Raw genomic sequence first — 24,942 nt, 5'->3', positions numbered from 1 at the left:
GCGATCACCTATTTTCCTCCGCCTAATACTTCGTTCCATCGATTTGTCCAATTGCCAAGCTCAGAGGTCGCTGTTTCATAATCTACCCAAGTCAGCTTGCTGTAATAATTTTCTCCAACTTTCACTTTCCCCTTAATCTTGTCATTGTATTTCACATCAGAATTCGACATGCCATAATAAGATTTTTCCGAGAATGCCTCCTGAGCTTCTTTTCCGCTCAAGTAGTTTAATAGTTTGTACGCCGCTTCTTCGTGCTGATTTCCCTTCGTTAAAGCCCAGCTCGCAACAGCTGCAACAGCGCCTTCTTTCGGATATGAGAAACCAATATCCATTCCTTCTTCTTCAAGTGCAAATACTCGCCCGTCCCAATATGGAACAGCCGCGACATCCCCACGTTCTAACAAAGTTTGAATCGATCCTGGGTTATCTGGAAAAGCAGCTACATGACCTTTTAACTGCGCGAGACTTTTAAATGCTTTATCAATATCCTTAGGATTTGATTCTGTCCCCCCTTGCGCATGAACAAGTGCAGAGAAAAATTGCAAACCGGCTGAATAAGTCGGAGATGAAATGGCTACCTTCCCTTTCAGCTGACTGCTCCATAGGTCAGTCCAGCTGTTTGGTTCCTGCTTGACGAGGTCTTTTCTATAAGCAATTCCAAGCTGCCCCATACTAAAGCCTGCTGCATATTGTTTTCCATTCACAGTAAGCTTCTTTTGGACAGAACGGTAAAGTTTTTTGACGTTCGGCGCTTGATCTTCATCGATAGGCGCAAGAACGTTTGCTGCGATACCTCTTTGAATCGTATCGGGCTGTAAGATTAGTAAGTCATATGGTGGATTTTTTCCATTTGACGCTTTTAATTTTGTAAACCATTCAGAATCCGCCCCAGAGACGGTTTGCACTTTAATTCCTGTATCTTTTTCAAACTTTTCGAGGATTGGTTTGATATTCTTTTCCCAATCGCCTCCATATACGCCAACAATCACAGTCTGCTGCTGTTTGCCTTGATCCTTTCCATTTCCACCACAAGCGGCCAGCAGTACAACGATTGATAGGATACCTGCAAAAATAGCAATTAATCTTCTATTCATGATTTATTTCCCCCTTTTTGTCCATTCAATTGACAAAGTGCTTGAGTAATATCTTCCTTTGTTAACGGCTCATTTCTATGACTGAAATGTTGATGAACTGCATGTTTATAGTGCGTACGTTCGTTAGCCGGATAGGAACGAAGCTGAACGGCCAGCTCACTGCTGGCTTCGTCCGTCCATACTTTCTCATAAGCTGCTCTTTGTTCTCCGAAATCCCACACGTCAGTAGATGCAGAAACATCAACCTTTTCTCGCACCCTGCTCGTCTGCTCCTCATCAATCTTCCATTTATTTTGGTCTAAATATACTTTCACACCATATTGCTGCAGCGCTCTCTCTTCACTTAATAGACCTGCTTCCACTTCCTGAAGGACTTTTTCTTTCTTTCGGGCAAATGGATTCCCCCAGCCGCCTCCACTTGGTGAAATCAATTGAACGATATCGCCTTTTTCAAGTCGCAGAACATCTATTTTGGACTGGTCTTGTTTCTCACCATTAGCCGTGGTCAGCTTGACCTCACCAACCGATCCTGCTCGGCCGCCCATTAATCCCCAAGGCTGAAACTTCATCCGTTCCATTCCTCGTGCTGTCACCATTGATTCAGGCTTCATCATTTCAAATTCCAAACCAATCGCATGTCCGCCTCGATTTTCACCAGCTCCACCTGTATTCGGCAGAAGTTCATATCGGTGAACATGAATATCAATATGCTGTTCCAAACTCTCAATTGGGGTATTCTTCAAAAAGCCTGACGAATGATCAATACCGTCCACTCCATCAGTACCATTTTGAGCACCGCCGCCTCCGCCTAATGGTTCGACAACGGACATTTTCCTGCCACCCGTTTGATCATCAGGTACTGAGAGAACCACAATGGCAGATTGACCTGCACCTGCTGCCGGCACCGCTTCAGGTAACAGCTTACCAATGGCGCCTAGCACGACATTGTACAGCCTCATCGTAATCGAATGACGAATCCCGACAGAAGCCGGGTATTCTGGATGCACCAGCGTTCCTTTAGGAGAGATCACGTCAATTGGATACGTTATTCCACCATTAATCGGTATAAAAGGATCCTTACTAATGATGTAATTAATCAATCCTTGATAAAGAAAGGAATGCTTCTGACCATTGGTAACGAGGTTAAAGGCTGTTTTTACTTGCGGATCACACTCAGAAAAATCGAGCGTCAGCCGTTTCCCTTTGATCGTTAGCTTGATTTTCAACCGAATAGGGACGTCTGAGATCATATCATCATCTAAATAATCAGCAAATTCACTCGTCCCATCCGGTATAGCTTCAATGACCTTTCCAGCACGATCCTCGGCTTGCTTCAGCAAGTCTATCATTCCTTGTTTCACTTCGTATTTTCCAAATTTCCCAATCATTTCTTTTAACCGAATATCTGCTGTATTAACTGCTGCAATCATCGCATTAATATCACCATCATTTAGATGACTAGCGCGGCTGTTCGCTCTTAAAAAGGTACGTACGACCTGATTCTCTTTCCCGCCTTCATAAATTTTCACTGGCGGAATTCTTAATCCTTCTTGATGAACATCCGTTGCTGTCGGTGAAATACTCGAAGGCACAAGCCCACCCACATCACTGACATGAACAAAAGACCAAGCATAGCTTACGATTTCACCATCTACAAAAATCGGCTTAATGATATGGACATCTGGAAGGTGAGTCGCCAAACCGTCTGTCGTATAAGGATCATTAGTGATGATAATGTCTCCTGGCTGCATCGGCCCGCTTTCTTCAATCGCTTTTTTTAGACTCAGCCCTAAAAAGATCGTCACACCCACTGTCTTCGGATAAACAAAGAAATCTCCAGAAGGCGTGGCTAATGCTGTCGCAAAGTCAGCAGATTCTTTGACGAAGGTCGTAAATGACGTCCGTTCAATGACATGCCCCATACCTGATGCAATCGCATTAAAATAACTGCGCATCATCTCAAGCTTTGCTGGGTCAGTTCTCATGTAAAGCCGCCTCCTTTGAAATCACTAAGTTACCTGATGGATCAATGCTGCCTGCCCAGTTTGGCAAAATTAATGTTGTTGTATCATCCTGCTCAATAACGGCAGGCCCATTTACAATAGAACCTACTGACAGAGTATCCCGGTTATAAACCGATGCTTCGTATTCTTTTTCTTCAATAAAAATTCGTCTATATTCATATGGTTTCAAAGACTGTCCGCTGCTTTCATCAACAGGTGAAAAAGGCAGCGGAGGCGTCTCGCCTATGACTCGAACGCGTAAATGAGTAAATTCGATTTTTGCCTGATCATCCCTATGACCATATTGACGCTGATGCAATTTGTGAAAGGCTTCAATGAGTTGGTGGATATTTTGTTCCTGCTTTAGCCAATCAATCGATAATGGCAGTTCAATCTCAAATGCCTGTCCCTGATAACGTGCGTCTGCTAATAATAGAATGGATGTTTGATTGATATGCTGAATGTTTTGCTGGCTGACCCAATCAGTCGCTTTTCGCGACAGCTTCTCATAATCTTGTTTTAGTTGGTTGATCGAATAGTCTTGTAAGCATATTTTCTTCGACAGCACCGCATCATGAATAAAGTCAGCAGTCAGAGCACCTAACGCACATAATGTACCCGGACTTGGAGGAACAACCACATTTTTCGCATGAATTTCTCTCGCAAGGAAATTCGCCACAACCGGCCCTGCTCCGCCAAACGCCAGCAAACTAAAATCTCTAGGGTCAAACCCTTGCTGCTCCATCACATTGCTCAATTCTGTGTACATATTGGCTACGGCTACTTGAATGAGCTGGTCAGCCGCTTCTTCAACCGTTTTGTTGAGCTGATCAGCAATTGGCTGAAAAGCCTTTTTCGCCGCAGACAACTGTAATTGTAAATGTCCTCCGACAAAACGTTCTTGGTTGAGGTAACCGCATATGAGAAACGCATCAGTTAAAGCTGCTTTTTCTCCCTTTCCATACGAAGCTGGTCCCGGGTTTGAGCCAACTGATTCTGGCCCCGCTTTTAGAAGTCCGCCCTGATCAATCCATGCTACCGAACCTCCTCCTGCTCCTATTGAATACATCGCAACAGATGGAAGAATAATTGGGAAGCCTGAAAGCTGATTCGATTGCGCCATTGTAGGCTTTCCATTTTGAATAATCGAGATATCTGCACTCGTCCCCCCAACATCAAAAGTGATCAGGTTGGGTTCACTAGATGATGCTGCAATTCTAGCCGCACCGATGACACCGGCTGCCGGACCAGAAAAGAGAGTCTTCACAGGCGAGGTTGCCGCACTTTCTGCATCCATTAAACCACCATTTGATTGTGTAATGTATGGAGAAATTGGTACACCTTCTTCCTTCAAACGACTTTTCAGTGTTTGCAAATACTGTTTCACCTTTGGTTGAATGTACAAATTAACAACAGACATCACTGTACGCTCGTATTCCCTCATTTGAGGCCATAATTCAGATGAGGTAAGGACTTCTAACTGTGGATAATGATGATTGATATAGGCTTTTGCCTGTAATTCATGAACTGGGTTTTGATAACTATGTAAAAAAGAAATGACGATACCTGCTAGCTTTTTAGATATAGCATGCTGGACTGCATCATCTAACTGCTGCAGATGGAGAGGTTTTTTGATCGTACCATCGTGTATCAACCTTTCAGAGATTGGATATACATGCTTCCGAGGTATCAATGGTTCTGGCAAACGAGAATTGAAGTCATAAGGAATGGGTAGTCGTAAACGTTGAAGTGACAATATATCTTGAAATCCTTCTGTCACAAAAAGGGCTAAATCTGCTCCTTTTCGCTGCAATAATGTATTAAGACCGATTGTCATTCCGTGAACGAGGTATTGAATGTTGGATAAATCAACACCTCTTTTTTTTAGAAGATTTAACCCATTGATAATTCCTTGGGCTGGGTCATCAGTCACTGTGGGTGTCTTGAGTTCAGTCAGCTCCCCTGTTGCTTCATTTATCAACGATAAATCAGTAAATGTTCCGCCTATGTCTATTCCGAGCCGGTATGAGACATCCGCCATTTGTACTTCCCTCCTACAATGTAATTAGAATCATATTTTGATAAATTACGACATTTTTTGATATTTGACTCCATATTATTAAAGCAGATCGGTCTAGTCAATTTTATTTTTTTGAAATTTCTGTGTGTTAAATTCTTGAAATTAGCTCAAAAAGCAGTGATAAAGCCATTTTGAATGAGCATATTCGTTTTATGATCTACAAAATTAAAATTTTTATGAATTTCTACAAAAATGAAAAGCATGAAATCTTGTAAAATCTGTTTTTTGAATTTTAAAAGGCGTTTTTTCAAAACCAGGGGAAATTGGTAAGTAATTCTGCTATACTTCTGTTTACAAAATACGCAAACAAGAAAGAGAGCCAGCATCTATGAAACTTCTTAAAATGATTCTCTTGCTCTTATTGATTGTTATTGGTGTAGCAACAGGCTATATCCAGCTGGAGCAAGGGAAACAAGAGACAGCGAATTCATCTTATGACAAAACGATTCATTTTCCATCAGACCGCTATCCCGAAACAGCCAAGCACATAGAAGAAGCCATTGATGAAGGTCATTCGTCCATTTGTACAATTGACCGTAAACATAGTGATGAGCAGAGGGATCGATCATTACATGGCGTTCCAACAAAGCGCGGGTATGATCGTGACGAATGGCCAATGGCGATGTGCAAAGAAGGAGGCACAGGAGCTTCTGTCAAATATGTACGCCCTTCTGATAATAGAGGCGCAGGCTCGTGGGTAAGTCATCAATTATCGGATGATCCAGACGGCACAAGAATCCAATTTATCATCGATTAGCAGCCTTTCCCTTTTCTATATTAAAAAAATTTTCACATGACTGCATGCAGGTATTTTAAACACTTTTTTCATGCCGATAATCCTTAAGGAGGGATACCCTACCTTATACCTAAAGGAGTTAAAAAGCATGAAGAAAAAGGGAAAACTGAGGCTCGGTGCCAAAATTTTGCTGATCTTTTTAAGTGTCCTCATCATCTTTTCCGCAGTTGTTGGTTATGTGGTGAATCGCGAGATGACAGAAAACATCAAGCAAATGGCAACTGAAAAAGCAAAAGGTGATTTAAAACTAGGCTACGCCTACCTGAATGAAAAAGTAGAAGGCTCGTGGCAGATTAAAGAGGATAAGCTATTCAAAGGAAATACGCAAATCAATGATCATGACACATTAGTTGACCAATTAGCCGAATATACCGGTGATACCATCACGATTTTTCAAGGAAATACCCGCGTTGCTACGAATGTCATGTTAAACGGGAAACGAGCTGTAGGTACAGAAGTCTCTCCTGAAGTGAAGACCACTGTTTTAGATAAAGGGGAAAACTATTACGGCACAGCAAATGTTACCGGGAAAGACTATCAAACGGCTTATATGCCGATCAAAAATGAAGCAGGCGAAACAATTGGTATTTTTTATACTGGCGCCAATCAAAGCATGATTTCACAAATGCTTCAGTCATTCTATATACAATTTGTCATCGTCCTTTTGTTAAGTCTGATCGTTTCGGTCATCATTATTTCTATTTTCACTAAGCGGATTCAGGCACGTCTCAAGCATATGGCTTCTGCCATTAAGAGTGCAGGCGAAGGTGATTTAACCATCAATGTGACGGATACTGCTGGTGATGAATTGTCTGATCTGGCTGGCCATTTCAATAAGATGCGTGAAAAACTAAATCAAACCATTCTAAATGTCATGAACACGTCTGAATTAGTGGCCACATCCTCTGAGCAGCTGTCAGCTAGCGCAGAAGAAACGAGTGCAGCATCAGAAAAAATCACCTATACGATTCAAGAAGTGGCACAATCTTCAGAAGAACAGTCCGCTCAAATGACAGCTAGTGAGCACAAAATGATTCAAGTATCAAACGAGCTGGCAAACATCACTGAAAATGCAGGACAAATGGCTTCAAGAAGTCACTCCGCACAAGAAGTGGCCCAAAAAGGTGTACACAATATCGGTGAAGTTCATTCACAAATGACGTCTATTGCCAAATCAATTGAAGAAAATGGTACAGCGATTCAAGCATTGGAAACACGTTCAGCTGAAATCGATCATATTTCCAAAGTCATTACAGATATCGCCAGCCAGACAAACCTGCTAGCTCTTAATGCAGCAATTGAAGCAGCACGGGCAGGTGAGCACGGAAAAGGATTTGCTGTTGTCGCAGACGAAGTGAGAAAGCTCGCAGAAGAATCTCAAGCATCATCAAACATGATTTCCCATCTCATTTCTGAAATACAAAAAGAGATGACTCATTCGACGAATGCCATCAAACGAGTAAGAGAGGAAGCGGCTCAAGGGGCTGTACTTATCTCTCATACAGAGGAATCATTTCATGATATCCAGCAGTCGATGAGAGAAATGGCGAATGGCATTAAACATTTATCAAGTGCATCACAAAAAATCGCAGCTTATACAAACGATGCGAAACAGTCTTTTGCGTCTATTACAGAAGGCGTGAAACGAACGAGTGAACATTCACAGCAAGTAGCCGGTTTAACAGAAGAGCAATTTGCTGCAATGGAAGAAGTAACAGCTTCATCAGAAGCGCTTGCCCATTTAGCAGGAGATTTAAAAACAATGGTCTCGCAATTTCACATCTAGATCCCACAACAAATAGCGCAAGACGGCGACAATCGTCTTGCTGCCTAACATTCTCCTCAAGAATCACTCTTTCAACCATTCACGTTCCAACAAAAATTCTTAAATAAAGGAGTTTTTTATATGAATCACTTAAATCAAGCCTATTCCCTATCTATCTCCTACCACCAAATCACGGTATACACCGGAAGCGAAACACCACCTGTTATTGATTGGACAGATGAGGACATTCTTCAAGGATTTGCAACAGGAGATCAAGGAGTTTCCTTTGAAGGAATCAATAATGGAAAGGCGTCTATTATTGTGACATTAAATAGCGATGAGCCCCAAGTCTCGGTTGATAGAGCTATAACAGTTCCCTTTACGCTTACAAATGATCAAGTTTATATCACAAGCGTCATGGCCAGAGTGCTGTCTTTCTCCATTCCAAAAGGAGACTATCAGCTTACCTGCTACACCTCACAGCAGCCTGATCAAGACGTTTATTATGTAAATTTCCAAACAGTGTAGATTACGACTGATCGTATAGATCAAGCCACTTTTCCGCATAGTCTACCGATTCTCTCATGGGCAGTAAATATGAACTGGCAAGTCCAACTTGATTGTGCTGATGGATGCCTCCTGATTGCAGAAAATCACGGCCAATCTGTTCAAATAGTTCTTCTCTTGTGATGATATCTTGGTACTCTTTCCATACCCTCCATCCATTCTCTAAAAGAGGGGCTCCTCTTGTCATGAGGTCCTGCTGAGGAATTCGGTATTCAGCTAGATGAAAAGCTGTCATGCTCTCAAATGATGCACCAAGCAGCAGCACTTGAGCATGAAGATCATACATGCGGCCAAGAGGCGAATGCTCTCCTAATCCAAAGGAAAGCGCATGGTGTTTCAGAATTTCATGTTTTCTTTTCCCCCAGGCTGTGAATGAAAAATTGGGATGATTGCTTCTCGCCACACCTGGGTATTTCCAAAATGTTTCTGCCACCTTTCCCATTGCTGATGGCGTCGTGTAAGCTGGGTCAAATGCAGGCATTGTTTCTTTGATCGATTTCCACCATGAGTAAGGAACAGGCGGATCGATCCAATCGGCGGGATCAGAAAGCTCTAACGTTTGTGCCGGCATAATCAGTGTCCCCTCTTCTGTTAAGGTTTCCATCAATGCTTGTATGACGGCTACAGCGCCTCCGTTTACCCAGCCGATTGATGATAAAGATGAGTGAACACATAAAATCATGCCCTTTTTCACACCAAGTTGAACCAAGTCTGCTTTGATTCTTTCCTTTGTCATCGGCTCAGCTTGATTTTCGATTAATTTTTGCATCGTTCCTTTTCCTCCTGCGTCTCTTCTATTACTGATGAATGAGACGTTTAACCGCAATAGACAGTTTGTAATTTGCGTAATTCGTCAGCTCCGTTAAAAACTGATCAAGTTCATCATGACTGGAGAAATGTCCTTCAGCCATATAACAGCCTTCACCACTTATTTTGTACAAATTCTTGATTTCTTCCCTTTTATAAAGAAACGACAGAAGTGGTTCATGATGATGATTACGGGTATACAGCTGCAAAAAGGTTTGAATCGTCTTTTGTGTCTGCCAATCAATTGAAATGGTATATGCTTCAATCACGCCTTCTTCTTCTAGCTTTAACACCCGATTTGCAACAGCTTGGCCGGTTAAATGAACTTTTTCACCTAGAGCTTTCATCGTTAATCGGCTGTTCTTTGATAGTTCTTTTAAAATATTCATATCTGTTTGGTCTAGCATTGGCTCACCTCTTTCAAAAATCAAGCCCTTCCGATGAAAGACTTTCATGATCCTATGTCACATAGAACTCTTTTAATATACTGTAAACTTAATGAGAAAAAAAGGAGGCCTTTTTATGAAAATTACACTCATTCGCAATGCTACTTTATACCTTCACTATGGTCATTCAACTTTTTTAATCGATCCCTTTTTAGCAGCAAAAGGAACATATCCACCGTTCCCTCATACAGCCAATCAACATTTGAACAATCCTATTGTGGAGCTTCCTGTAAATATAGATTTAGACAGTCTGTTACACCCAGATGCTGTCTTACTCACTCATTTACATGTGGACCACTTTGACGACGAGGCCAAAAGAAAATTAGCTCAAGATGGGCCAATTTATACTCAATCGGAGAAGGATCGAAAAGAAGTTGAAGAAGCTGGATTTCAGCATGTCACATGCATTGAAGATGAAATGGACATTTGCGGCGTTCATATTAAACGTACAGGCGGACAGCATGGGACGGGAGAAACGGCGAAGCGGATGGGTCAGGTGAGCGGTTTTGTTTTCTCTCACCCTGATGAACCTACCCTTTATATTGCAGGTGATACCGTTTGGTGTGATGAACCGAAAGAGGTTGTGAATACATGCAAGCCAGACGTCATTGTGGTCAATAGCGGGGCTGCTCAATTTTTAGAAGGCGATCCGATTACAATGACCAAGGAAGAGATTCTAGACGTTCACCGTTCTCAGCCAAAAGCTCAAATTGTCGTCTGTCATCTTGAAGCTGTGAATCATTGCTTGTTAACAAGAGCTGCTTTAGAGGCTTACATTCAAGAGCATCATGCAGATCAAGCCATTTCTGTCCCTCAAGATGGGGAAAGTCTCACCTTCTGATCAACAATAAAAAACCGGCACTTCGCTGCCGGTTTCATCATTATCATGGGCGATGGTGCTGTGGTTTTTTCAGCAATGGAACAAATCCGTTCTTTTTCAAATGAGTGTAATGCTCATCCATTCGTTTCGTGATGTGCGTGCCTTGTTCCTTTGTTAACACGCCGTACTGTACATATTTCTCAATGACTTCTTTTCGCTTAGAAAGAATTTGCTGCTCAAGGATTTCAATTTGTTTTTGTTGTTCTGCTGTTAATTTCACTTGATGTGTCACCGGGCGCTTTTCCATTTGAGGTGTTTCTCCATGAGCCGTTTCTATATGAAAACCAAATAACAGCATCATCGACAAGATGATCAAACTACTTATTTTTTTCATCATTGTTGTTCCCTCCTTTATTCGCCTTTATTTTGCGCTCACTTTCCTTTTTTATACATTATATCAACACGCAAATTGCTTATAATATTCTTACTTTTTCACTTTTCTTCTGAAAACGTTGTCCTTACAGAAAAAGCGTGCTATGTTTTGTTTTGTATAAAAAATAGAGGAGGATTCTTAAATGAGTCGTTTTTATCATAAAAAACCTATATGGATCATGCTTGTTGTATCTGCTTTCATCCTTATCATGTCTGCTTGCAGTCAATCAGGCTCATCTCAATCCGGGGACACAAAGTGGGATGAGATTAAAAAGAAAGGGAAAATCGTGGTTGCAACTTCAGGCACCCTTTATCCAACTTCTTATCATGATACTTCTAATGGCAAGGATCAATTAACTGGCTATGAAGTAGAAGTCGTCAAAGAAGCGTTTAAACGTCTTGATGTGAAAGTGGAATTTAAAGAAATGGGCTATGATGGGATGCTGAGCGCCATTAATTCTGGTCAAGTGGATGCTGCTGCAAATGATATCGACATCACAGATGACAGAAAAGACAAGTTTGCCTTTTCTACCCCTTATAAATATTCCTACGGAACGGCTATCGTACGGAAAAATGATTTATCTGGCATTAAAACTTTAAAAGATTTAAAAGGAAAGAAAGCAGCAGGGGCTGCCACAACGATTTACATGGATGTCGCTCGTAAGTACGGTGCAAAGGAAGTCATTTATGATAATGCGACAAACGAGCAATACTTAAAGGATGTTGCAAACGGCCGTACTGATGTCATTCTAAATGATTATTACTTGCAGACACTGGCTCTTGCTGCATTTCCTAAATTAAATATTACGATTCACCCTGACTTGAAGTACATGCCGAATGAACAAGGTTTTGTTATGAAGAAGGACAACAAAGAGCTTCAAAAAGAATTGAATCGTGTATTAGGCGACATGAAAAAAGACGGAACAATGAAAAAGATTTCTGAGAAATTCTTTAATCATGCAGACGTCTCTAAGAAAATTGATGCTGATGTCGAAGATGTCGACATTTCCAAATAAGGAGCCGCAATCGTGGGAGATATTCATTTAGAATATATATTTAATCCTGCACTGGCAAAGGCGTCATTTCCGTTTGTTATGAAAGGCATCTGGCTGACGCTGCTCATTTCCTTTGTGAGCATGTTTTTTGGTACCATTCTTGGCTTTTTTATCGCTCTTGCCAGAATGGCGAATTCTTGGATTCTTCGGCTGCCTGCACGGCTGTATATCTCATTCATGCGAGGCGTGCCCATTCTTGTGATTTTGTTTATTCTCTATTTTGGGTTCCCCTATATCGGCATAGAGTTCACAGCGGTCACTGCCGCCATTATTGGGTTCAGCTTTAATAGTGCTGCCTATATTGCAGAAATTAACCGGGCAGCCCTCTCCTCTGTTCCAAGTGGACAGGTGGAAGCCGCTAAATCATTAGGTCTCAGCTATTGGCAAACGATGCGTGGTGTCATTTTGCCCCAATCCGTCCGCATCGCCCTGCCGCCATTGACCAATGTCATGCTCGATTTAATCAAAGCTTCCTCACTGGCAGCAATGATTACTGTACCAGAGCTCTTCCAGCAAGCAAAAATTGTAGGCGGACGAGAATTCGATTATATGACCATGTATATTTTGGTCGCACTCATTTACTGGGGCATTTGCAGTGTCGTCTCATTGCTTCAGGACTTTTTAGAAAAACGCTATGCGAAATATCTGTAGCAAAAAAAGAGCAGATCTCATGGATCTGCTCTTTTTCAGCGTGATAGAAAACCTTTGCAGCCCTAAGCACCGGAGCGCAGACCTGCGGGCGAATGCGAGGGTTTGTCTACACGATAATTAATGAATGAGCCATAACCATACATATAACCCGAGTAAAGTGAGAATCAAGGTTGGAATGGTCAGGATGATTCCGGCTTTCATGTACGCTCCCCAAGAGATATGGACGCCTTTTTTCTTTAAGACATGAAGCCACAGCAATGTCGCCAATGAGCCAATTGGGGTCATTTTCGGTCCAAGGTTGGAGCCGATGACATTGGCATAAATCAGTCCGTCTCTCATGACACCTGCTGTATCTGTATGTCCAATCGCAATCGCATCAATTAAAACGGTCGGCAGATTGTTCATCACAGAGGACAGCACTGCGGCAAGCACGCCCATAAACATCGTTCCTGCAAGCAAGCCATGTGAAGCCCCTTGCTGGATCCATGCCGCCAATATTTCTGTAAGACCGACATTTTTCAGTCCATATACGACGACATACATGCCGATCGAGAAAAACACAATGGACCACGGCGCTTCTTTGATCACTCGCTTTGTCGCCACTTGCGGACTTCTTCTCGCCAGCCACAAGAAAGCAAGGGCAATCCCGCCTACGATGATGGACACTGGAATACCGATCAGCTCCCCCGCAAAATAACCAACAAGCAGACAGCCGAGCACATACCAAGACAAACGGAACATACGGATATCTCGAATAGCTGATGCCGGTTCCTTTGCCTGAGACAGATCGTAGGTTTTTGGAATAAGCTTTCGGTAAAACACATACAGAACCAGCATGCTCGCTCCAAGCGACACAAGGTTTGGCACGAACATATTCGCTGTATATTCTAGAAAACCAATATGAAAATAGTCGGCTGATACGATATTGACCAGGTTACTAATGACAAATGGCAAAGAAGTTGTATCTGCAATAAAGCCGCTTGCCATCACAAAAGGAAGCACCATGCGCTCATCCAGCTTCAACGCTCTCACCACAGATAAAACGATTGGGGTCAAAATCAGTGCCGCTCCATCGTTGGCAAAAAAAGCAGCCACAACAGCGCCTAGCAATGTTAAATAAATAAACATGCGGACACCGTTGCCTCTTGCGGCTTTTGCCATATGCAGTGCAGCCCATTCAAAAAAGCCAATCTCATCTAAAATTAACGATATGATAATAATGCCAATAAAGGCAAAGGTAGCGTTCCATACAATTTGCGTGACTTCCCACACATCGCCCAGATGAACGACACCAAAGGCAAGTGCAAGAATGGCGCCTCCACATGCTGACCATCCTATGGTGACACGTCCTGGCTGCCAAATGACAAGGACGAGGGTCATGATGAAAATCAAAATGGCTAAGGTGACTGATCCCAAAAGTGGCCCCCCTTTCACTTTTCTCATAAAATCTTTATCTATCATACAACGAAATGCATCCGTTGTATGCCATTTTCGCATGTCACATGAAAATCCGCAGGTGATCCCGTGCACCTGCGGATTCCATCATCATTATTGATCTTTTTTCATCAGCATCAATTCAATAAATAACTCACACCGCTGGCTAAAATGACTTAAGTCGATCGAGGTCATGTCAAAAATTTGTTTCATTCGATAGTTTAATGTATTTTGATGAATAAACAACTGCTCCGCTGCTGGCTTTAGTTTGCAGTTATTCAATAAGTAGACTTCCAGCGTTTTTAAAAACGAGGTTTGACTCTCGCGGTCTTTTTCCTTCAAGCGTAACAAATCTGGATTGAAGTCGTTTTTCTTTTTTTGATGGCTGTAAATGGAATCTAAAAACCGGAAGACCCCTAAATTCTCATAATCATATGGAATCAGTTCTTGTCCTCCGACAATTTTTACTGCCTTGACGACCTCTATCGCTTCAAATCGACTTGTACTCATTTTCATGACATCACGATACTCTCTTCCCATCCCGATATACAAAGGGGAAGGATGTACATGCGTTTTTGATTGCAGATGTGCGATGACATCAGCCGCAGTCGCTTTCGGTGAGTGCCGGTCTGACAGGCTGCCTAATATAACGACAATATCTGCTTGAACCGAATAGACGTGATTCACCTTATCCTCTAGCTGCAAATACGTTCGAATGACATCCTTCACATCTTCTGCCGTCTCACTTTTGTTATCGGCAGCGTGCACGACCATGACGGTAAATACGGCTGGCAGTGGAATGCTTAAGTTCTCAGCCTCCCATTTCAGCTCTTCTTCTGTATAAAAATGATCATCCATGACCTTTTTGAAAAACTCTTCAATCTTGCCTTCCTTTTTCTCAAGCTGTTTCTTATTCTTATAAATCACTTTTCCAACCTGAAAGGAAGCTTCGTGTAAAAATTGCAGCTCCTCCTGAGAGAGGGAGTCCTCAATGTCCTGCACCCAAATAAAGCCTACTACCTCTTGTTTATGCTTGGCGCTCACAGCCACCCGCCGATTAAATCCGAGCTCGTCATGGCCGCTCACATAAAAAGGCTTTGACTCCTTGTGAAGCCGCTCAATTACCCCTGTTTTCTTTAACCAATCGACCACAGATCCCGGACATTCCTTGGAGAAAATCGTTTGCTGATTGACTGGGTCAAACTGCTGAATGCTGTAAGAATTATAAGCAAGGAGCTGACACTCTGTGCTTTCTAAAATGACTGGTTTTTTTAAATATCCGCTAATAAATGCAATTAATTTATCGACATCAAAAAATGTATGAAGCTTTTCTAATATCTCTTCCATCCCGATTGCTCCCTGATTAAGTGATACATTTATCATACTTCTTTCCAGTCAGATTTGTATAGAAACAAGTCGCAGGCAGGCAAAAAAAAGCATGAACCCATCAGTGCAGGTTCATGCTTTTTCCATATTAAAACATTTCACTAATCGTTTTTGCCTGCATGTGCAGAGCTAGGTAATCTGGACCGCCTGCTTTTGAATCCGTTCCTGACATTTTGAAGCCGCCGAATGGGTGGTAACCAACGATGGCACCTGTGCAGTTACGGTTAAAGTAAAGGTTCCCTACATGGAACTCCTGCTTCGCACGGTTGATGTGATCACGATTATTCGTAATGACAGCACCTGTTAAACCGTATTCTGTGTTGTTGGCTACCTCAAGTGCCTCATCAAAGCTAGAGACTTTCGAGAAAGCCAAGACTGGTCCAAAAATTTCTTCTTGCATTAAACGGGAAGTTGGCTCAAGATCTGCAAAAATGGTCGGGTGGATAAAGTATCCTTCCGAATCATCACTCGTTCCGCCAGTGACTAAGCGGCCTTCCTGTTTGCCAACCTCGATATAATCCGTGATCTTGTCAAAGGACGCTTGATCAATGACAGGTCCCATGTAAACATCCGCAGAAAGTGGATTGGCTGTTGTTTTCGTTTCTGTGATTTCCTTCACTCGCTCAACCACTTGGTCATACAGCTTCTCGTGAACGACAGCCCGAGATCCAGCTGAACATTTCTGACCTGAAAACCCGAAGGCTGATGTGAAAATGGCATTAGCCGCTAATTCAACATCTGCATCCTCATCAACAACCACTGTATCCTTACCGCCCATTTCAGCAATGACACGTTTTAAATGCTGCTGGCCTGGCTGCACTTTTGCCGCGCGTTCAAAGATACGTGTCCCTACTTCTCTTGATCCAGTGAATGTAATCAGGCTTGTTTTCGGATGATCTACTAAGTAATCCCCGACCTCTGCTCCGCTTCCTGGTACAAAGTTGACAACACCCTTTGGAAGACCGGCTTGCTCAAGCTCCTCCACAAAACGGGCTGCAATGACAGGCGTCGCACTCGCTGGTTTTAAAACAACTGTATTCCCAGTGACGATTGGGGCTACTGTTGTTCCTGCCATGATCGCAAACAAGAAGTTCCACGGCGGAATCACGAGCGTCACGCCAGTTGGTGTGTATACATATTGATTGCGTTCGCCTTCGCGGCTGTTCACTGGTTTGCCTTTCGCCAGCTCCAGCATTTGACGGGCATAATATTCTAGGAAGTCAATCGCTTCTGCTGTATCTGCATCCGCTTCATTCCAAGGCTTACCTGCTTCTTTGACAAGAAGGGCTGAATACTCATGCTTTTTACGGCGAATGCTTGCCGCAGCTCTGAATAATACGCCAGCTCTTTCTTCTGGAGACGTGTAGCGCCATGTTTCGAATGCTTTCGCTGCTGCTTGAACCGCTTGTTCTGCCTCTTCCTTGCCCGCCTTTGATACGGTTCCAACCACTTCATCCTTTTTCGCTGGATTGATCGAAACAATCTTGTCTTTCGTTTCGATTCTTTCTCCATTAATCACGAGCGGATAGGTTTGACCAAGTGATTCTGTTACTTTAGCTAATGCTTGTTCAAACGCTTTGCGGTTTTCTTCCTGGCTAAAATCCGTGAATGGTTCATGTTTGTAAGGTGTTGTCATGTTTGTCACGCTCCCGTTTCAAATTATTTTCTCGTCATCCCTTTTAGAGCAAAGGCAATGTTTGCCGGCCGTTCTGCAAGACGTCTCATGTAGTAGCCATACCACTCTCGTCCATACGGAGTATAGACTCTCATTTGATAGCCTTCTTTCACAAGTGCCTGCTGCGTTTCTGATCTCATGCCGTACAGCATTTGAAATTCGAACTGACTTGTCTGTATATTGTGTTTTTTCACAATATTTTTCGTGAACTCAATCATTCGATCGTCATGTGTCGCAATGGCTGTATAGTTTCCTGAGAGCAATTGCTTTTCGATCAGCTTTTGATAATTCTGATCGACGTCTTTTTTGTTTGGATACGCCACTTCGGCAGATTCCTTATAGGCACCCTTTACAAGTCTTAAAAATGGCTTCAGCTTATTTAGGTCATCAAGATCCTTTTCTGTTCTGTACAAATACGCCTGCAAGACCGTACTGACATACTCATATTGAGATTTCATCTCTTTAAAAATGTCCAGCGTTTTTTGACAGCGCTGTTCATCCTCCATATCGATTGTCACCATGATACGGTGCTTCTCTGCCGTATCTAAAATACGTTTCATATTGCGATACACAAGGTCGTCGTCAATATCCAGGCCAAGTGATGTCATTTTGAGTGACACGTGGGAATTGAGTCCCGCCTCTGCAATCCGCTGAATGGTTTGAATACACTCAGTCGTCCGTTCATTTGCAATCTCTGCCTTTGTGACAAACTCACCAAGGTGATCAACTGTCACGGCCATTCCTTGGTCATTTAATCGTTTGATGACAGGGATGGCACTCTCAAAGTCCTTCCCTCCGATGATTTTCTTAGATGCAACAGCACTTCCCCAATTACGAGCAATATGGTTCAAGAGACTGCTCTTTGACAAAAACAAGAAGAAATTTCTTGTGACCGACTCCATAAAGGGCACCTCCCACTCTTTGTAAGCTATGTCTTTATTGTAAAGCTCATAAGCTGTCCGCTACAATATTTGAAGATGACAAAAATTCTGACTTTTTTTGTGGTTTTATCACAATAAGAGATAAAAAAGAGCCTGCCGCGATCCGGCTGGCTCTTCCCTGCTTACGCCCACACCTCATCAAGGGTAGACTGCAGCAGCTCATTTAATTCTTGCATCAGGTTGTCTTTCGGCTGATTGTAGCTTTTCACCAATTCATCAAATCGCGCGATCTCTTTGTCGATAAATGGATGGACATCAGCGAGGCGGTTCTCTACATCCATTTCTTCGCCGTCCATTTTACGTTTGAGCAGCTCATGGATTTCCGCTAAAAGCGGACCTTCCTCCACTAGTTCCTCGAGCAGTTCATGAAAGTCCATCGGCGGAACCGTCCGGTAGCGTTCAATCCACTGACAGGCAAGCAGCGGACGAAGCACATAGAAATACTTCTTGATTCGCACCTGCTCTCCTCGTAAATGCCGGCTTTCATTCCGCTTCGCCATATTGAGGTAATGATACATCAATGCTGAGGGATAAAACGCTCGATCCTTTAATTCTCTTAGCTGCTTTGCCAAAGAGAAGGATTCAGCATAGATGATGTCAGAAGACAGCCATTCCATGATGGACGGATTCGATTTATTAAATAAGCGAAGTGCCTTTCTAAGCTCCCAGCCGCTGATATCAAGCACGTCATCAATCGGGCGTTCAATGACATCTCGGTGCTCTTCCATTGCCCAATACCATTCTTTTCGAGGAACATATAAAAAACGAACATCGTAATCACTATCAGTCGAGGGGAATCCCCATGCTCTGCTGCCTGATTCGACCGCGAGGCAAATTTTCACGTCATACGTTTCTTCGATGATTTTCAGCTCTTCCTTGATTCTCTCTCTCATCATCCATCAACTCTTTCTATAGAAATCTGCATGACTTCTTCACGTTTTGGTAAAATACGAATAAGACATATATGAAAAAGGAGTTGGATCTCATGTCTATATCTCGCATCATGAAATGGATCACCGGAATTTTTGAAGCCTGTCTTGCCATCCCTGTCATCGGAGGACTATTTATTATTAGCAATGGCTATTCACCGCTCATGGTCATGCTTATTCTGCATATTATCACACTCGTCTTATCGAAGCGAGACCAAGGACCAATGATTGGCAGCATCATTGGGATTATCACATCCTGCCTCGCCTGGATTCAGATACTTGGATTCATCCTTCATATCATCACAGCTCTTGCCCTTATTATCACAGCATTAGTGCCTGATGAAAAAACGAGACAGAATACGAGTTATTAAAAAAGAGGCCCTCCTAGAGCGGCCTCTTTGTTCTTTTATTTGAGTAAATGCTTTTGTAAGAAGGAGAGCTTCTCTGTTTGAAAAGCCGGGATAAACTCGTGTCCAAAATAGCGGTATACCTTAAGGTCTTTATCTGTTTCTAAATGGTTGTATGCCGCAAACACAGTAGATGGCGGGGTTATTTTGTCAATCAGACCGATCGCCATCAATGTTGGCTGTTTCACCCATCCAGCTAAATTGATTAAATCAAAATAACTTAATGTCTCAAATGCCTTTTCCTCCACTTTCGGATCAGTGTTTCTTCGAAAGTATGAATTGATTTCTAAATAAGGCTGCTCCAATGCAACGTCCACTGCACGCTCGAAGTTTGATAAGTAAGGATAATCTGCCACGACGACCTTCGGAATGTTTGAAAGGGCTGCAGCTGCAACCGCTAATGCGCCTCCCTGGCTCCCACCAATCACGCCGATCCGGTGTTCATCCACTTCCGGGAAAGACTGAATGACTTCGAGTGCACGAACCGCATCTAAATAAACACCGCGATAATAGTAGGTCTCTTTTGATAAAATGCCTTTTGTCATCCACCCCAAAGCGTGACCGCCTGGTGTCACTGTCTGATCTTCACTGCCGCCTTGACCGCGGACGAGCATACCAAATGTGGCATAGCCGTGGAGCGCCCAGTTGACGATGTCGTGAATGCCGCCGTCATAGCTGGCATTATAGCCATGAAAACGAACGAGCGCTGGATGCGGGCCAGTTTGATCAGGTACAGCATAAAAGCCTTCAATTTTAGAATGTCCAAAGCTTTGATACGTCAGGTGGTACACCTTGACGCCTTTCACTGGATAGTCATAAGGTTCAAGTATTGGCTTTGCCTCCACTTGGCGCAGTTCTTCGAGTGATTTCTTCCAAAAATCTGAGAAATCAGGGCGTGCTGTTTTCTTTGGTTTATATTTTTTTAGCTCTTCAAGTGGTAAATCGTACAATTGCATATCCGAGTATCCCCCTTTGTTTTATTCATTATATGTATCATAACACCGATTTCTTGAGTGAGAAAGCCATTTAACAAAACCTTCTGACATTTCTATTGGCAAAGATGATGGAAACCTTTATGATAAAGAAACTGACCTTGAAGACTAAAATAAACCATTACATACATTCATGATTTTCACATGACATATAGCAAATAAAGGAGGAACTCGTATGAAAATCGCCCTTGTCCAAATGGACGTACAAATTGGAGAACCAGAAGTGAATTTTAAAAAAGCAGCAGTGTTTTTAGAAGAAGCGGTTCGCGAGCAGCCTGATTTGATCATTTTACCCGAAATGTGGAATACCGGCTACGCCCTTGAACAAGCCGATCAGCTTGCGGATGTAAACGGTGAACGCACAAAACAGCTCTTTTCCTCCTTTGCCCGCAAGCATCAAGTGTATCTCATCGCAGGCAGTGTATTAAATAAGCGGACAGAAGATGAAAATATCACCAACACGATGTATGTCTTTAACCGCCAAGGGGAGCTTTTGTTAGATTATGATAAAATTCATTTATTCCGCTTAATGGATGAGCATAACTATTTAACCGCTGGTGATCAGCTTGGTTTATTTGACTATGGTGAAGGTGTAACGATTGGTGCGATGATTTGCTATGATCTCCGCTTCCCGCAGCTTTCCAGAACACTTGTGAACAAAGGAGCGAAGGTGCTCGTCAATACGGCACAATGGCCGTCAGCAAGAGTGGACCATTGGCGCAGCCTGCTCATCGCAAGAGCGATTGAAAACCAGTCATTTATGATTGCTGTTAACAGAACAGGCACAAGCAGAGACACGGAATTCCCTGGACACTCTATGGTAATTGATCCACTCGGTCGTATCCTGCTTGAAACAAACGATGACGAAGATATTTATTATGCGGAAATTGATCTTCAGCTAGTGGATGAAGTCAGACAGCAAATTCCGGTTATGACGGATCAGCGTCTGGATTTATATTAAAAAGCAGGGTGCTCCCCTGCTTTCAGCGTGTAGACAAACCCTCGCATTCGGTGTCAGGTCTGCGCTCCGGTGCTCACGAATGTCAAATTCGCTCCGCTCCGGTGCTCGCCCTTCCTAGACTTCAAAGGTTTTCTATCACGCTGAAAAGAAGACAAAGGGCTAAAATCAAGATCATTTTAGCCCTTTGTCACCAATCTTAAAGCAGGGTGCTCCCCTGCTTTTTGCGTTTAATTAAACGTTTGTTTAAGCCTTCCCTTCATTCTGATAAAGGGCCATGAAGGCTTGAGCGGCTTTCGTTAAATACCTTTCTTCCACATATGCAAACACAAGTGTGCGGGTGGGGCATGAATCAATGTGTAAATAAATGACCCCGTTCCTATCCTCTTGTGCCACCATTTTCGGCACAACGGTCACCCCTAGTTCGTTTTTGACCAATGCCTGTGCTGTTTGAATATGACTTGTTTCAAAAGCCGCTTTTGGCTGAAAACCGTGATGACGGCACAGCTCCATGACCACTTGCCGAAAACCGTATCCCTCTTTCAGCATAATAAATGGGGTACCTTCAAGAAGCTGAAAGGGAACGATTTCGTGACCGGACTCTTTTTGCCCTGCTTGCTTGATAATCTCGTTCAATTCCTCTGATAACCATGACTGAGCAGCTTGCGGAACTGCAAGAAGGAGCGGCTCTGTCAGCATTTGTTTCGTTTTCAATGATTCATGCTCGACAGGCATAGATAAAATAGCCAAATCCAGTTTTCCAGCCAATAGACGTTTTTCGAGCTCACGAGGAGACTCTTCTATCAGTTGAACGTGAACATGAGGATACGTTTGACAAAAAGTTTTTAATAAACCGGGCAAGACATAGCCCCCAGTCACTGCTGGCGCTCCAATGTTCAGCTCTTTCCCGATTTCATAAGCTGCCTCTCCCATTTCACGCAGCAAATCATCTCTTTCCTTCAAAATATTCTCAGCCCTTTTAATGAATCGTCTCCCTTGAGGTGTGGGCGTTACTTGTCCATACTTTCGAATAAATAGCGGTGTGTCTAATTCCTCTTCCAGCTTCTTCATTTGCTGGCTTAAAGAAGGCTGTGCAATATGAAGTTGATCCGCTGCTTTTGTAAAGCTTTGCTGCCGGTACACTTCCATGACATATTCCATCATTCGTATATCCACTTTCATCACCTCATAGGTTTTAACTATCCATGTCATATCTTTTATGTCTTAGACAAATAACAGAAGGAATTCTACGATAAAGAGACCACAAAGGGGGAAAAGAAATGAATCCATATGCTAAAACCGAGAACCAATTTTCACAAAATGCCGAGAACTATCGAGATTCACCTATATTTGCGGCCGGAGAAGAGCTGGAATGGATGAAAACAACTGCAAATGCGAAGGGACATGAGCATTTACTTGATATTGGCTGTGCGGCAGGACATACCGTTTTTTCCTTTTCAGACGTTATCTCTAAAGGGGTCGGCATTGATGTCACAAAAAAAATGATCGAGATTGCAGCAGCACTTGCGGAAGAACGCCGCCTGAACCACATTACTTTTGAGCAGGCAGCCGCAGAAGCATTGCCCTTCTCTGATGAATCATTTGATTTAGTGACGTGCCGATTTGCTGCTCACCACTTTCCAAACCTTCCGGCAGCCATGTCTGAAATCAGCCGAGTCTTAAAAAAAGGCGGCCAATTTCTGCTCGTCGATCATTATGCACCTGAAAACCCTGCACAGGATTCATTTATTAATCACTTAAATAGACTGAGAGACCCTTCTCATGTGCGGGAAAGCTCGTTATCAGAATGGAAAGAGCTTTTCGATGACAACCAATTGACTCAGAAAGAGATTCGTTCCTGGGACCTGCATATTAATTATCGGGACTGGATTATACGTGGACGCACGCCAGAGAATATTCAAAAGGAGATCGTTTCCCACCTTCAAGCCGCAGACCCTGACACAAAGCAGCTGTTTCAGCTTCAATTCGATGCACACCATCAGCCCATTTCTTTCTGTTTAAAAGCTGCACTGATTCAGGGAATCAAGAATTGACCTTATAGAAAAAGTCTACCATTGTCGGTAGACTTTTTTAATCTTCACTGTCTCACAGGTATTGCTTTTCATGTTCGTGACACATCTCTCCTTACGACAAGGAGTGCTAGATCATGTTTCTATTATATGATAAATGAACGAAGATAGGTGAGGCATTTTAGATCCTCTGAATAAAAAAAGAACCTACCCTCTTTGGAATAAGTTCTTCACTGCACGCGTAACTTACGGCGCAATATCCTCTAATACTTTCTCGCGCGTTTCTATCATTTTAAAAGCAAGAATTGCTCCCACTACCGTCACACTTGCAAAAAGAATAAAAATAGTTGAAACACCGCTTACCTCTAAAATAAAACCTATCATAATAGGAGCGATCGCTGAGGCCAGCCTAAGCCACGCTGTAGCAAATGCCGTTCCAATCACCCTCATACGTGTCGGATAAATTTCAGGTGTATATAGATAGAGGAGAACTGTAATTGTCCCCATCATTCCGTAAGCAGCAGACCCTAAATAGATGACGCTTTCTGGTGAAGTCGCTCCGCTGATCCATAAAGCCGTTAATAAAACACCTGTTAATACAAATGCAATGGTTGCCCAGCGCTTTCGTCCTACTTTATCAATTAAAAACGCACAAGCGAATACCCCTATGGTCTGTAAAATATTTGTGAGAGATGCTGCCCTTAATGAATCTCCGACTGGCAAATGGTAAACAGTATTATAAAGACTCGGTAACCAGTTATTTAAACCATTCGATACAAAGTAGGCAGAAAACCATAGTCCCCATACGACCAATGTTCTTTTACGGTAAAAAGTTGAAAATAGCTCTTTCCAGTCGCCTTTTTCAGTACTGCTGGATACTTGATTTGCGACAGGCATTCGTTTGTCAGTACTAGCTTCAATTTCTTCAATAATTCTTTCGGCTTCATCTAACCTGCCTTTCGAAATAAGCCACCTTGGCGATTCACGCAGCATGAAAAAGAATACAAAGACGATTAAACCTCCAATGCCTCCAATCAAGAACATCCATTTCCACCCAAAGCTAGGTACAACGAATGCGCCAATTTGTGCTGAAATCATTAATCCTAATGGAAAAATCATCTCATAAAGCATAAAAAATCGACCTCTTCCTTGGGCTCGGGACAACTCATTAATATATGAGGCTGCTACCGGCACCTCTCCTCCGACTCCAATCCCTTGTATAAAACGGAAAATAAAAAGGGCCATAAAATTACCTGAAAATACACATGCGATACTCATAATAGACATGAGGAACACCGTCCATTTTGCACTAAAAACACGGCCGCGCCTTTCTGCTAACCATCCAAAGAAAATAGCACCAATCGCTTGTCCTATATAACCAGACCCAATAAGAAGACCAATCTGTGCAGGTGATAAATTCCACATGCCGATGAGGACCGGGAGAACAAACGCTAAAGATAGCGCATCAAAAGCATCAAAAAAGGTAGCAGATCCCATAATGATCCGAGGTTTTAAATGCCACCTCGAAAAAGGCACACTTTCCATCCTGGTCAATAGCTGTGAAGCTCTATCAACAACTTGCTCATCACGAGAATTTGAATTTCCGCTGAGTTCTAACGTCATGGTATCTCCTCCTTATTAGAGGAAATGATGCAAAAGTACATGCCGAAGAGC

Annotated in this window: 23 protein-coding genes; 9 read left to right on the top strand and 14 right to left on the bottom strand. The window is 42.8% G+C overall.

All coding sequences use genetic code 11. From position 1 onward, the window contains the following. Positions 1–8: 8 nt before the first annotated feature. The 3 genes from NSS65_RS01945 to NSS65_RS01935 are packed head-to-tail and all read right to left on the bottom strand — an operon-like array spanning position 9 to position 5,138. Positions 9–1,094: an ABC transporter substrate-binding protein gene (locus NSS65_RS01945; RefSeq protein ID WP_070326677.1), complete on the bottom strand. Its 1,086-nt coding sequence runs from the start codon at positions 1,092–1,094 to the stop codon at positions 9–11. Further along, complete coding sequence (locus tag NSS65_RS01940) at positions 1,091–3,079, bottom strand: hydantoinase B/oxoprolinase family protein (protein ID WP_070326676.1); 1,989 nt, start codon at positions 3,077–3,079, stop codon at positions 1,091–1,093. Before NSS65_RS01940 ends, NSS65_RS01945 begins: the two co-directional genes overlap by 4 nt. After that, complete coding sequence (locus NSS65_RS01935) at positions 3,069–5,138, bottom strand: hydantoinase/oxoprolinase family protein (RefSeq protein WP_342467339.1); 2,070 nt, start codon at positions 5,136–5,138, stop codon at positions 3,069–3,071. Before NSS65_RS01935 ends, NSS65_RS01940 begins: the two co-directional genes overlap by 11 nt. A gap of 367 nt (positions 5,139–5,505) precedes the next feature. Here NSS65_RS01935 and NSS65_RS01930 point away from each other — a divergent pair, with 367 nt between their 5' ends. From NSS65_RS01930 to NSS65_RS01920, 3 genes are all read left to right on the top strand, one after another. Continuing rightward, on the top strand, positions 5,506–5,934 hold the full coding sequence (locus tag NSS65_RS01930) for a NucA/NucB deoxyribonuclease domain-containing protein (protein ID WP_024424305.1): 429 nt from the start codon (positions 5,506–5,508) through the stop codon (positions 5,932–5,934). 127 nt (positions 5,935–6,061) lie between these two features. Beyond that, positions 6,062–7,759: a methyl-accepting chemotaxis protein gene (locus tag NSS65_RS01925; RefSeq protein WP_326134942.1), complete on the top strand. Its 1,698-nt coding sequence runs from the start codon at positions 6,062–6,064 to the stop codon at positions 7,757–7,759. A gap of 120 nt (positions 7,760–7,879) precedes the next feature. Next, positions 7,880–8,266: a competence protein ComJ gene (locus NSS65_RS01920; protein ID WP_034283302.1), complete on the top strand. Its 387-nt coding sequence runs from the start codon at positions 7,880–7,882 to the stop codon at positions 8,264–8,266. A 1-nt stretch (position 8,267) separates the two neighbouring features. On the opposite strand, the gene NSS65_RS01915 is transcribed toward NSS65_RS01920, so the two are convergent. Both NSS65_RS01915 and NSS65_RS01910 read right to left on the bottom strand, forming a co-directional pair. Then, complete coding sequence (locus NSS65_RS01915) at positions 8,268–9,074, bottom strand: AAC(3) family N-acetyltransferase (RefSeq protein ID WP_326134940.1); 807 nt, start codon at positions 9,072–9,074, stop codon at positions 8,268–8,270. A gap of 28 nt (positions 9,075–9,102) precedes the next feature. After that, entirely contained in the window at positions 9,103–9,519 is a 417-nt protein-coding gene (locus NSS65_RS01910) for an Lrp/AsnC family transcriptional regulator (RefSeq protein WP_180951418.1), read from the bottom strand. Between the two features lie 115 nt (positions 9,520–9,634). On the opposite strand from NSS65_RS01910, the gene NSS65_RS01905 reads away from it, so the two are divergent. Next, the gene (locus NSS65_RS01905) at positions 9,635–10,399 is read left to right on the top strand and encodes an MBL fold metallo-hydrolase (RefSeq protein ID WP_034283296.1); all 765 of its coding nucleotides are present in this window, start codon (positions 9,635–9,637) and stop codon (positions 10,397–10,399) included. Between the two features lie 43 nt (positions 10,400–10,442). Here the strand turns inward: NSS65_RS01905 and NSS65_RS01900 are convergent, their stop codons facing one another. After that, positions 10,443–10,772 carry a YckD family protein gene (locus tag NSS65_RS01900; protein ID WP_024424311.1) on the bottom strand — a complete coding sequence of 110 codons (330 nt, stop codon included), beginning with the start codon at positions 10,770–10,772 and terminating at the stop codon, positions 10,443–10,445. A 181-nt stretch (positions 10,773–10,953) separates the two neighbouring features. On the opposite strand from NSS65_RS01900, the gene NSS65_RS01895 reads away from it, so the two are divergent. Both NSS65_RS01895 and NSS65_RS01890 read left to right on the top strand, forming a co-directional pair. Further along, positions 10,954–11,826 (top strand): transporter substrate-binding domain-containing protein, encoded by an 873-nt coding sequence (locus tag NSS65_RS01895; protein ID WP_034283294.1) that lies wholly within the window; start codon positions 10,954–10,956, stop codon positions 11,824–11,826. A gap of 12 nt (positions 11,827–11,838) precedes the next feature. Continuing rightward, a complete protein-coding gene (locus tag NSS65_RS01890; RefSeq protein ID WP_034283291.1) occupies positions 11,839–12,516 on the top strand; it encodes an amino acid ABC transporter permease in 678 nt (225 codons plus the stop codon). Positions 12,517–12,633: 117 nt separating this feature from the next. On the opposite strand, the gene NSS65_RS01885 is transcribed toward NSS65_RS01890, so the two are convergent. The 5 genes from NSS65_RS01885 to NSS65_RS01865 form a co-directional block, all read right to left on the bottom strand. Beyond that, the gene (locus tag NSS65_RS01885) at positions 12,634–13,932 is read right to left on the bottom strand and encodes an arsenic transporter (protein ID WP_034283290.1); all 1,299 of its coding nucleotides are present in this window, start codon (positions 13,930–13,932) and stop codon (positions 12,634–12,636) included. A 132-nt stretch (positions 13,933–14,064) separates the two neighbouring features. After that, positions 14,065–15,297, bottom strand: a complete 1,233-nt coding sequence (locus NSS65_RS01880; RefSeq protein WP_217008881.1) for a helix-turn-helix domain-containing protein — start codon at positions 15,295–15,297, stop codon at positions 14,065–14,067. Between the two features lie 127 nt (positions 15,298–15,424). Beyond that, complete coding sequence (gene pruA, locus NSS65_RS01875; protein ID WP_024424316.1) at positions 15,425–16,972, bottom strand: L-glutamate gamma-semialdehyde dehydrogenase; 1,548 nt, start codon at positions 16,970–16,972, stop codon at positions 15,425–15,427. Positions 16,973–16,995: 23 nt separating this feature from the next. After that, positions 16,996–17,913 (bottom strand): proline dehydrogenase, encoded by a 918-nt coding sequence (locus NSS65_RS01870; RefSeq protein ID WP_101677031.1) that lies wholly within the window; start codon positions 17,911–17,913, stop codon positions 16,996–16,998. 161 nt (positions 17,914–18,074) lie between these two features. Beyond that, on the bottom strand, positions 18,075–18,845 hold the full coding sequence (locus NSS65_RS01865) for a nucleotidyltransferase domain-containing protein (RefSeq protein WP_326134938.1): 771 nt from the start codon (positions 18,843–18,845) through the stop codon (positions 18,075–18,077). 92 nt (positions 18,846–18,937) lie between these two features. On the opposite strand from NSS65_RS01865, the gene NSS65_RS01860 reads away from it, so the two are divergent. Next, a complete protein-coding gene (locus NSS65_RS01860; protein WP_342467338.1) occupies positions 18,938–19,252 on the top strand; it encodes a hypothetical protein in 315 nt (104 codons plus the stop codon). Between the two features lie 35 nt (positions 19,253–19,287). On the opposite strand, the gene NSS65_RS01855 is transcribed toward NSS65_RS01860, so the two are convergent. Next, positions 19,288–20,244 (bottom strand): acetylxylan esterase, encoded by a 957-nt coding sequence (locus tag NSS65_RS01855; protein ID WP_326134937.1) that lies wholly within the window; start codon positions 20,242–20,244, stop codon positions 19,288–19,290. 211 nt (positions 20,245–20,455) lie between these two features. Here NSS65_RS01855 and NSS65_RS01850 point away from each other — a divergent pair, with 211 nt between their 5' ends. Continuing rightward, positions 20,456–21,241 (top strand): carbon-nitrogen family hydrolase, encoded by a 786-nt coding sequence (locus NSS65_RS01850; protein ID WP_326134936.1) that lies wholly within the window; start codon positions 20,456–20,458, stop codon positions 21,239–21,241. A 243-nt stretch (positions 21,242–21,484) separates the two neighbouring features. On the opposite strand, the gene NSS65_RS01845 is transcribed toward NSS65_RS01850, so the two are convergent. Next, entirely contained in the window at positions 21,485–22,402 is a 918-nt protein-coding gene (locus tag NSS65_RS01845; RefSeq protein WP_326134935.1) for a LysR substrate-binding domain-containing protein, read from the bottom strand. Positions 22,403–22,518: 116 nt separating this feature from the next. On the opposite strand from NSS65_RS01845, the gene NSS65_RS01840 reads away from it, so the two are divergent. Continuing rightward, positions 22,519–23,292, top strand: a complete 774-nt coding sequence (locus NSS65_RS01840; protein WP_326134934.1) for a class I SAM-dependent methyltransferase — start codon at positions 22,519–22,521, stop codon at positions 23,290–23,292. A gap of 222 nt (positions 23,293–23,514) precedes the next feature. On the opposite strand, the gene NSS65_RS01835 is transcribed toward NSS65_RS01840, so the two are convergent. Beyond that, positions 23,515–24,891, bottom strand: a complete 1,377-nt coding sequence (locus tag NSS65_RS01835) for an MFS transporter (protein ID WP_041116585.1) — start codon at positions 24,889–24,891, stop codon at positions 23,515–23,517. Positions 24,892–24,942 lie beyond the last annotated feature (51 nt).

It is taken from the genome of Bacillus sp. FSL K6-1006 (genome assembly GCF_038593175.1).
Taxonomy (GTDB): Bacteria; Bacillota; Bacilli; order Bacillales; family Bacillaceae; genus Bacillus; species Bacillus safensis.
This window is presented reverse-complemented; position numbering and strand designations above follow the sequence as displayed.

Bases quoted from the DNA above. Each gene is read 5' to 3' on its own strand.
- NSS65_RS01840 (WP_326134934.1), top strand. From the start codon at position 22,519: ATGAATCCATATGCTAAAACCGAGAACCAATTTTCACAAAATGCCGAG.
- NSS65_RS01865 (WP_326134938.1), bottom strand. From the start codon at position 18,845: ATGAGAGAGAGAATCAAGGAAGAGCTGAAAATCATCGAAGAAACGTAT.
- NSS65_RS01905 (WP_034283296.1), top strand. From the start codon at position 9,635: ATGAAAATTACACTCATTCGCAATGCTACTTTATACCTTCACTATGGT.
- NSS65_RS01845 (WP_326134935.1), bottom strand. From the start codon at position 22,402: ATGATGGAATATGTCATGGAAGTGTACCGGCAGCAAAGCTTTACAAAA.
- NSS65_RS01835 (WP_041116585.1), bottom strand. From the start codon at position 24,891: ATGACGTTAGAACTCAGCGGAAATTCAAATTCTCGTGATGAGCAAGTT.
- NSS65_RS01900 (WP_024424311.1), bottom strand. From the start codon at position 10,772: ATGAAAAAAATAAGTAGTTTGATCATCTTGTCGATGATGCTGTTATTT.
- NSS65_RS01925 (WP_326134942.1), top strand. From the start codon at position 6,062: ATGAAGAAAAAGGGAAAACTGAGGCTCGGTGCCAAAATTTTGCTGATC.
- NSS65_RS01880 (WP_217008881.1), bottom strand. From the start codon at position 15,297: ATGGAAGAGATATTAGAAAAGCTTCATACATTTTTTGATGTCGATAAA.
- NSS65_RS01920 (WP_034283302.1), top strand. From the start codon at position 7,880: ATGAATCACTTAAATCAAGCCTATTCCCTATCTATCTCCTACCACCAA.
- NSS65_RS01930 (WP_024424305.1), top strand. From the start codon at position 5,506: ATGAAACTTCTTAAAATGATTCTCTTGCTCTTATTGATTGTTATTGGT.
- NSS65_RS01855 (WP_326134937.1), bottom strand. From the start codon at position 20,244: ATGCAATTGTACGATTTACCACTTGAAGAGCTAAAAAAATATAAACCA.
- NSS65_RS01910 (WP_180951418.1), bottom strand. From the start codon at position 9,519: ATGCTAGACCAAACAGATATGAATATTTTAAAAGAACTATCAAAGAAC.
- NSS65_RS01935 (WP_342467339.1), bottom strand. From the start codon at position 5,138: ATGGCGGATGTCTCATACCGGCTCGGAATAGACATAGGCGGAACATTT.
- NSS65_RS01870 (WP_101677031.1), bottom strand. From the start codon at position 17,913: ATGGAGTCGGTCACAAGAAATTTCTTCTTGTTTTTGTCAAAGAGCAGT.
- NSS65_RS01860 (WP_342467338.1), top strand. From the start codon at position 18,938: ATGTCTATATCTCGCATCATGAAATGGATCACCGGAATTTTTGAAGCC.
- NSS65_RS01940 (WP_070326676.1), bottom strand. From the start codon at position 3,079: ATGAGAACTGACCCAGCAAAGCTTGAGATGATGCGCAGTTATTTTAAT.
- pruA (WP_024424316.1), bottom strand. From the start codon at position 16,972: ATGACAACACCTTACAAACATGAACCATTCACGGATTTTAGCCAGGAA.
- NSS65_RS01915 (WP_326134940.1), bottom strand. From the start codon at position 9,074: ATGCAAAAATTAATCGAAAATCAAGCTGAGCCGATGACAAAGGAAAGA.
- NSS65_RS01945 (WP_070326677.1), bottom strand. From the start codon at position 1,094: ATGAATAGAAGATTAATTGCTATTTTTGCAGGTATCCTATCAATCGTT.
- NSS65_RS01895 (WP_034283294.1), top strand. From the start codon at position 10,954: ATGAGTCGTTTTTATCATAAAAAACCTATATGGATCATGCTTGTTGTA.
- NSS65_RS01850 (WP_326134936.1), top strand. From the start codon at position 20,456: ATGAAAATCGCCCTTGTCCAAATGGACGTACAAATTGGAGAACCAGAA.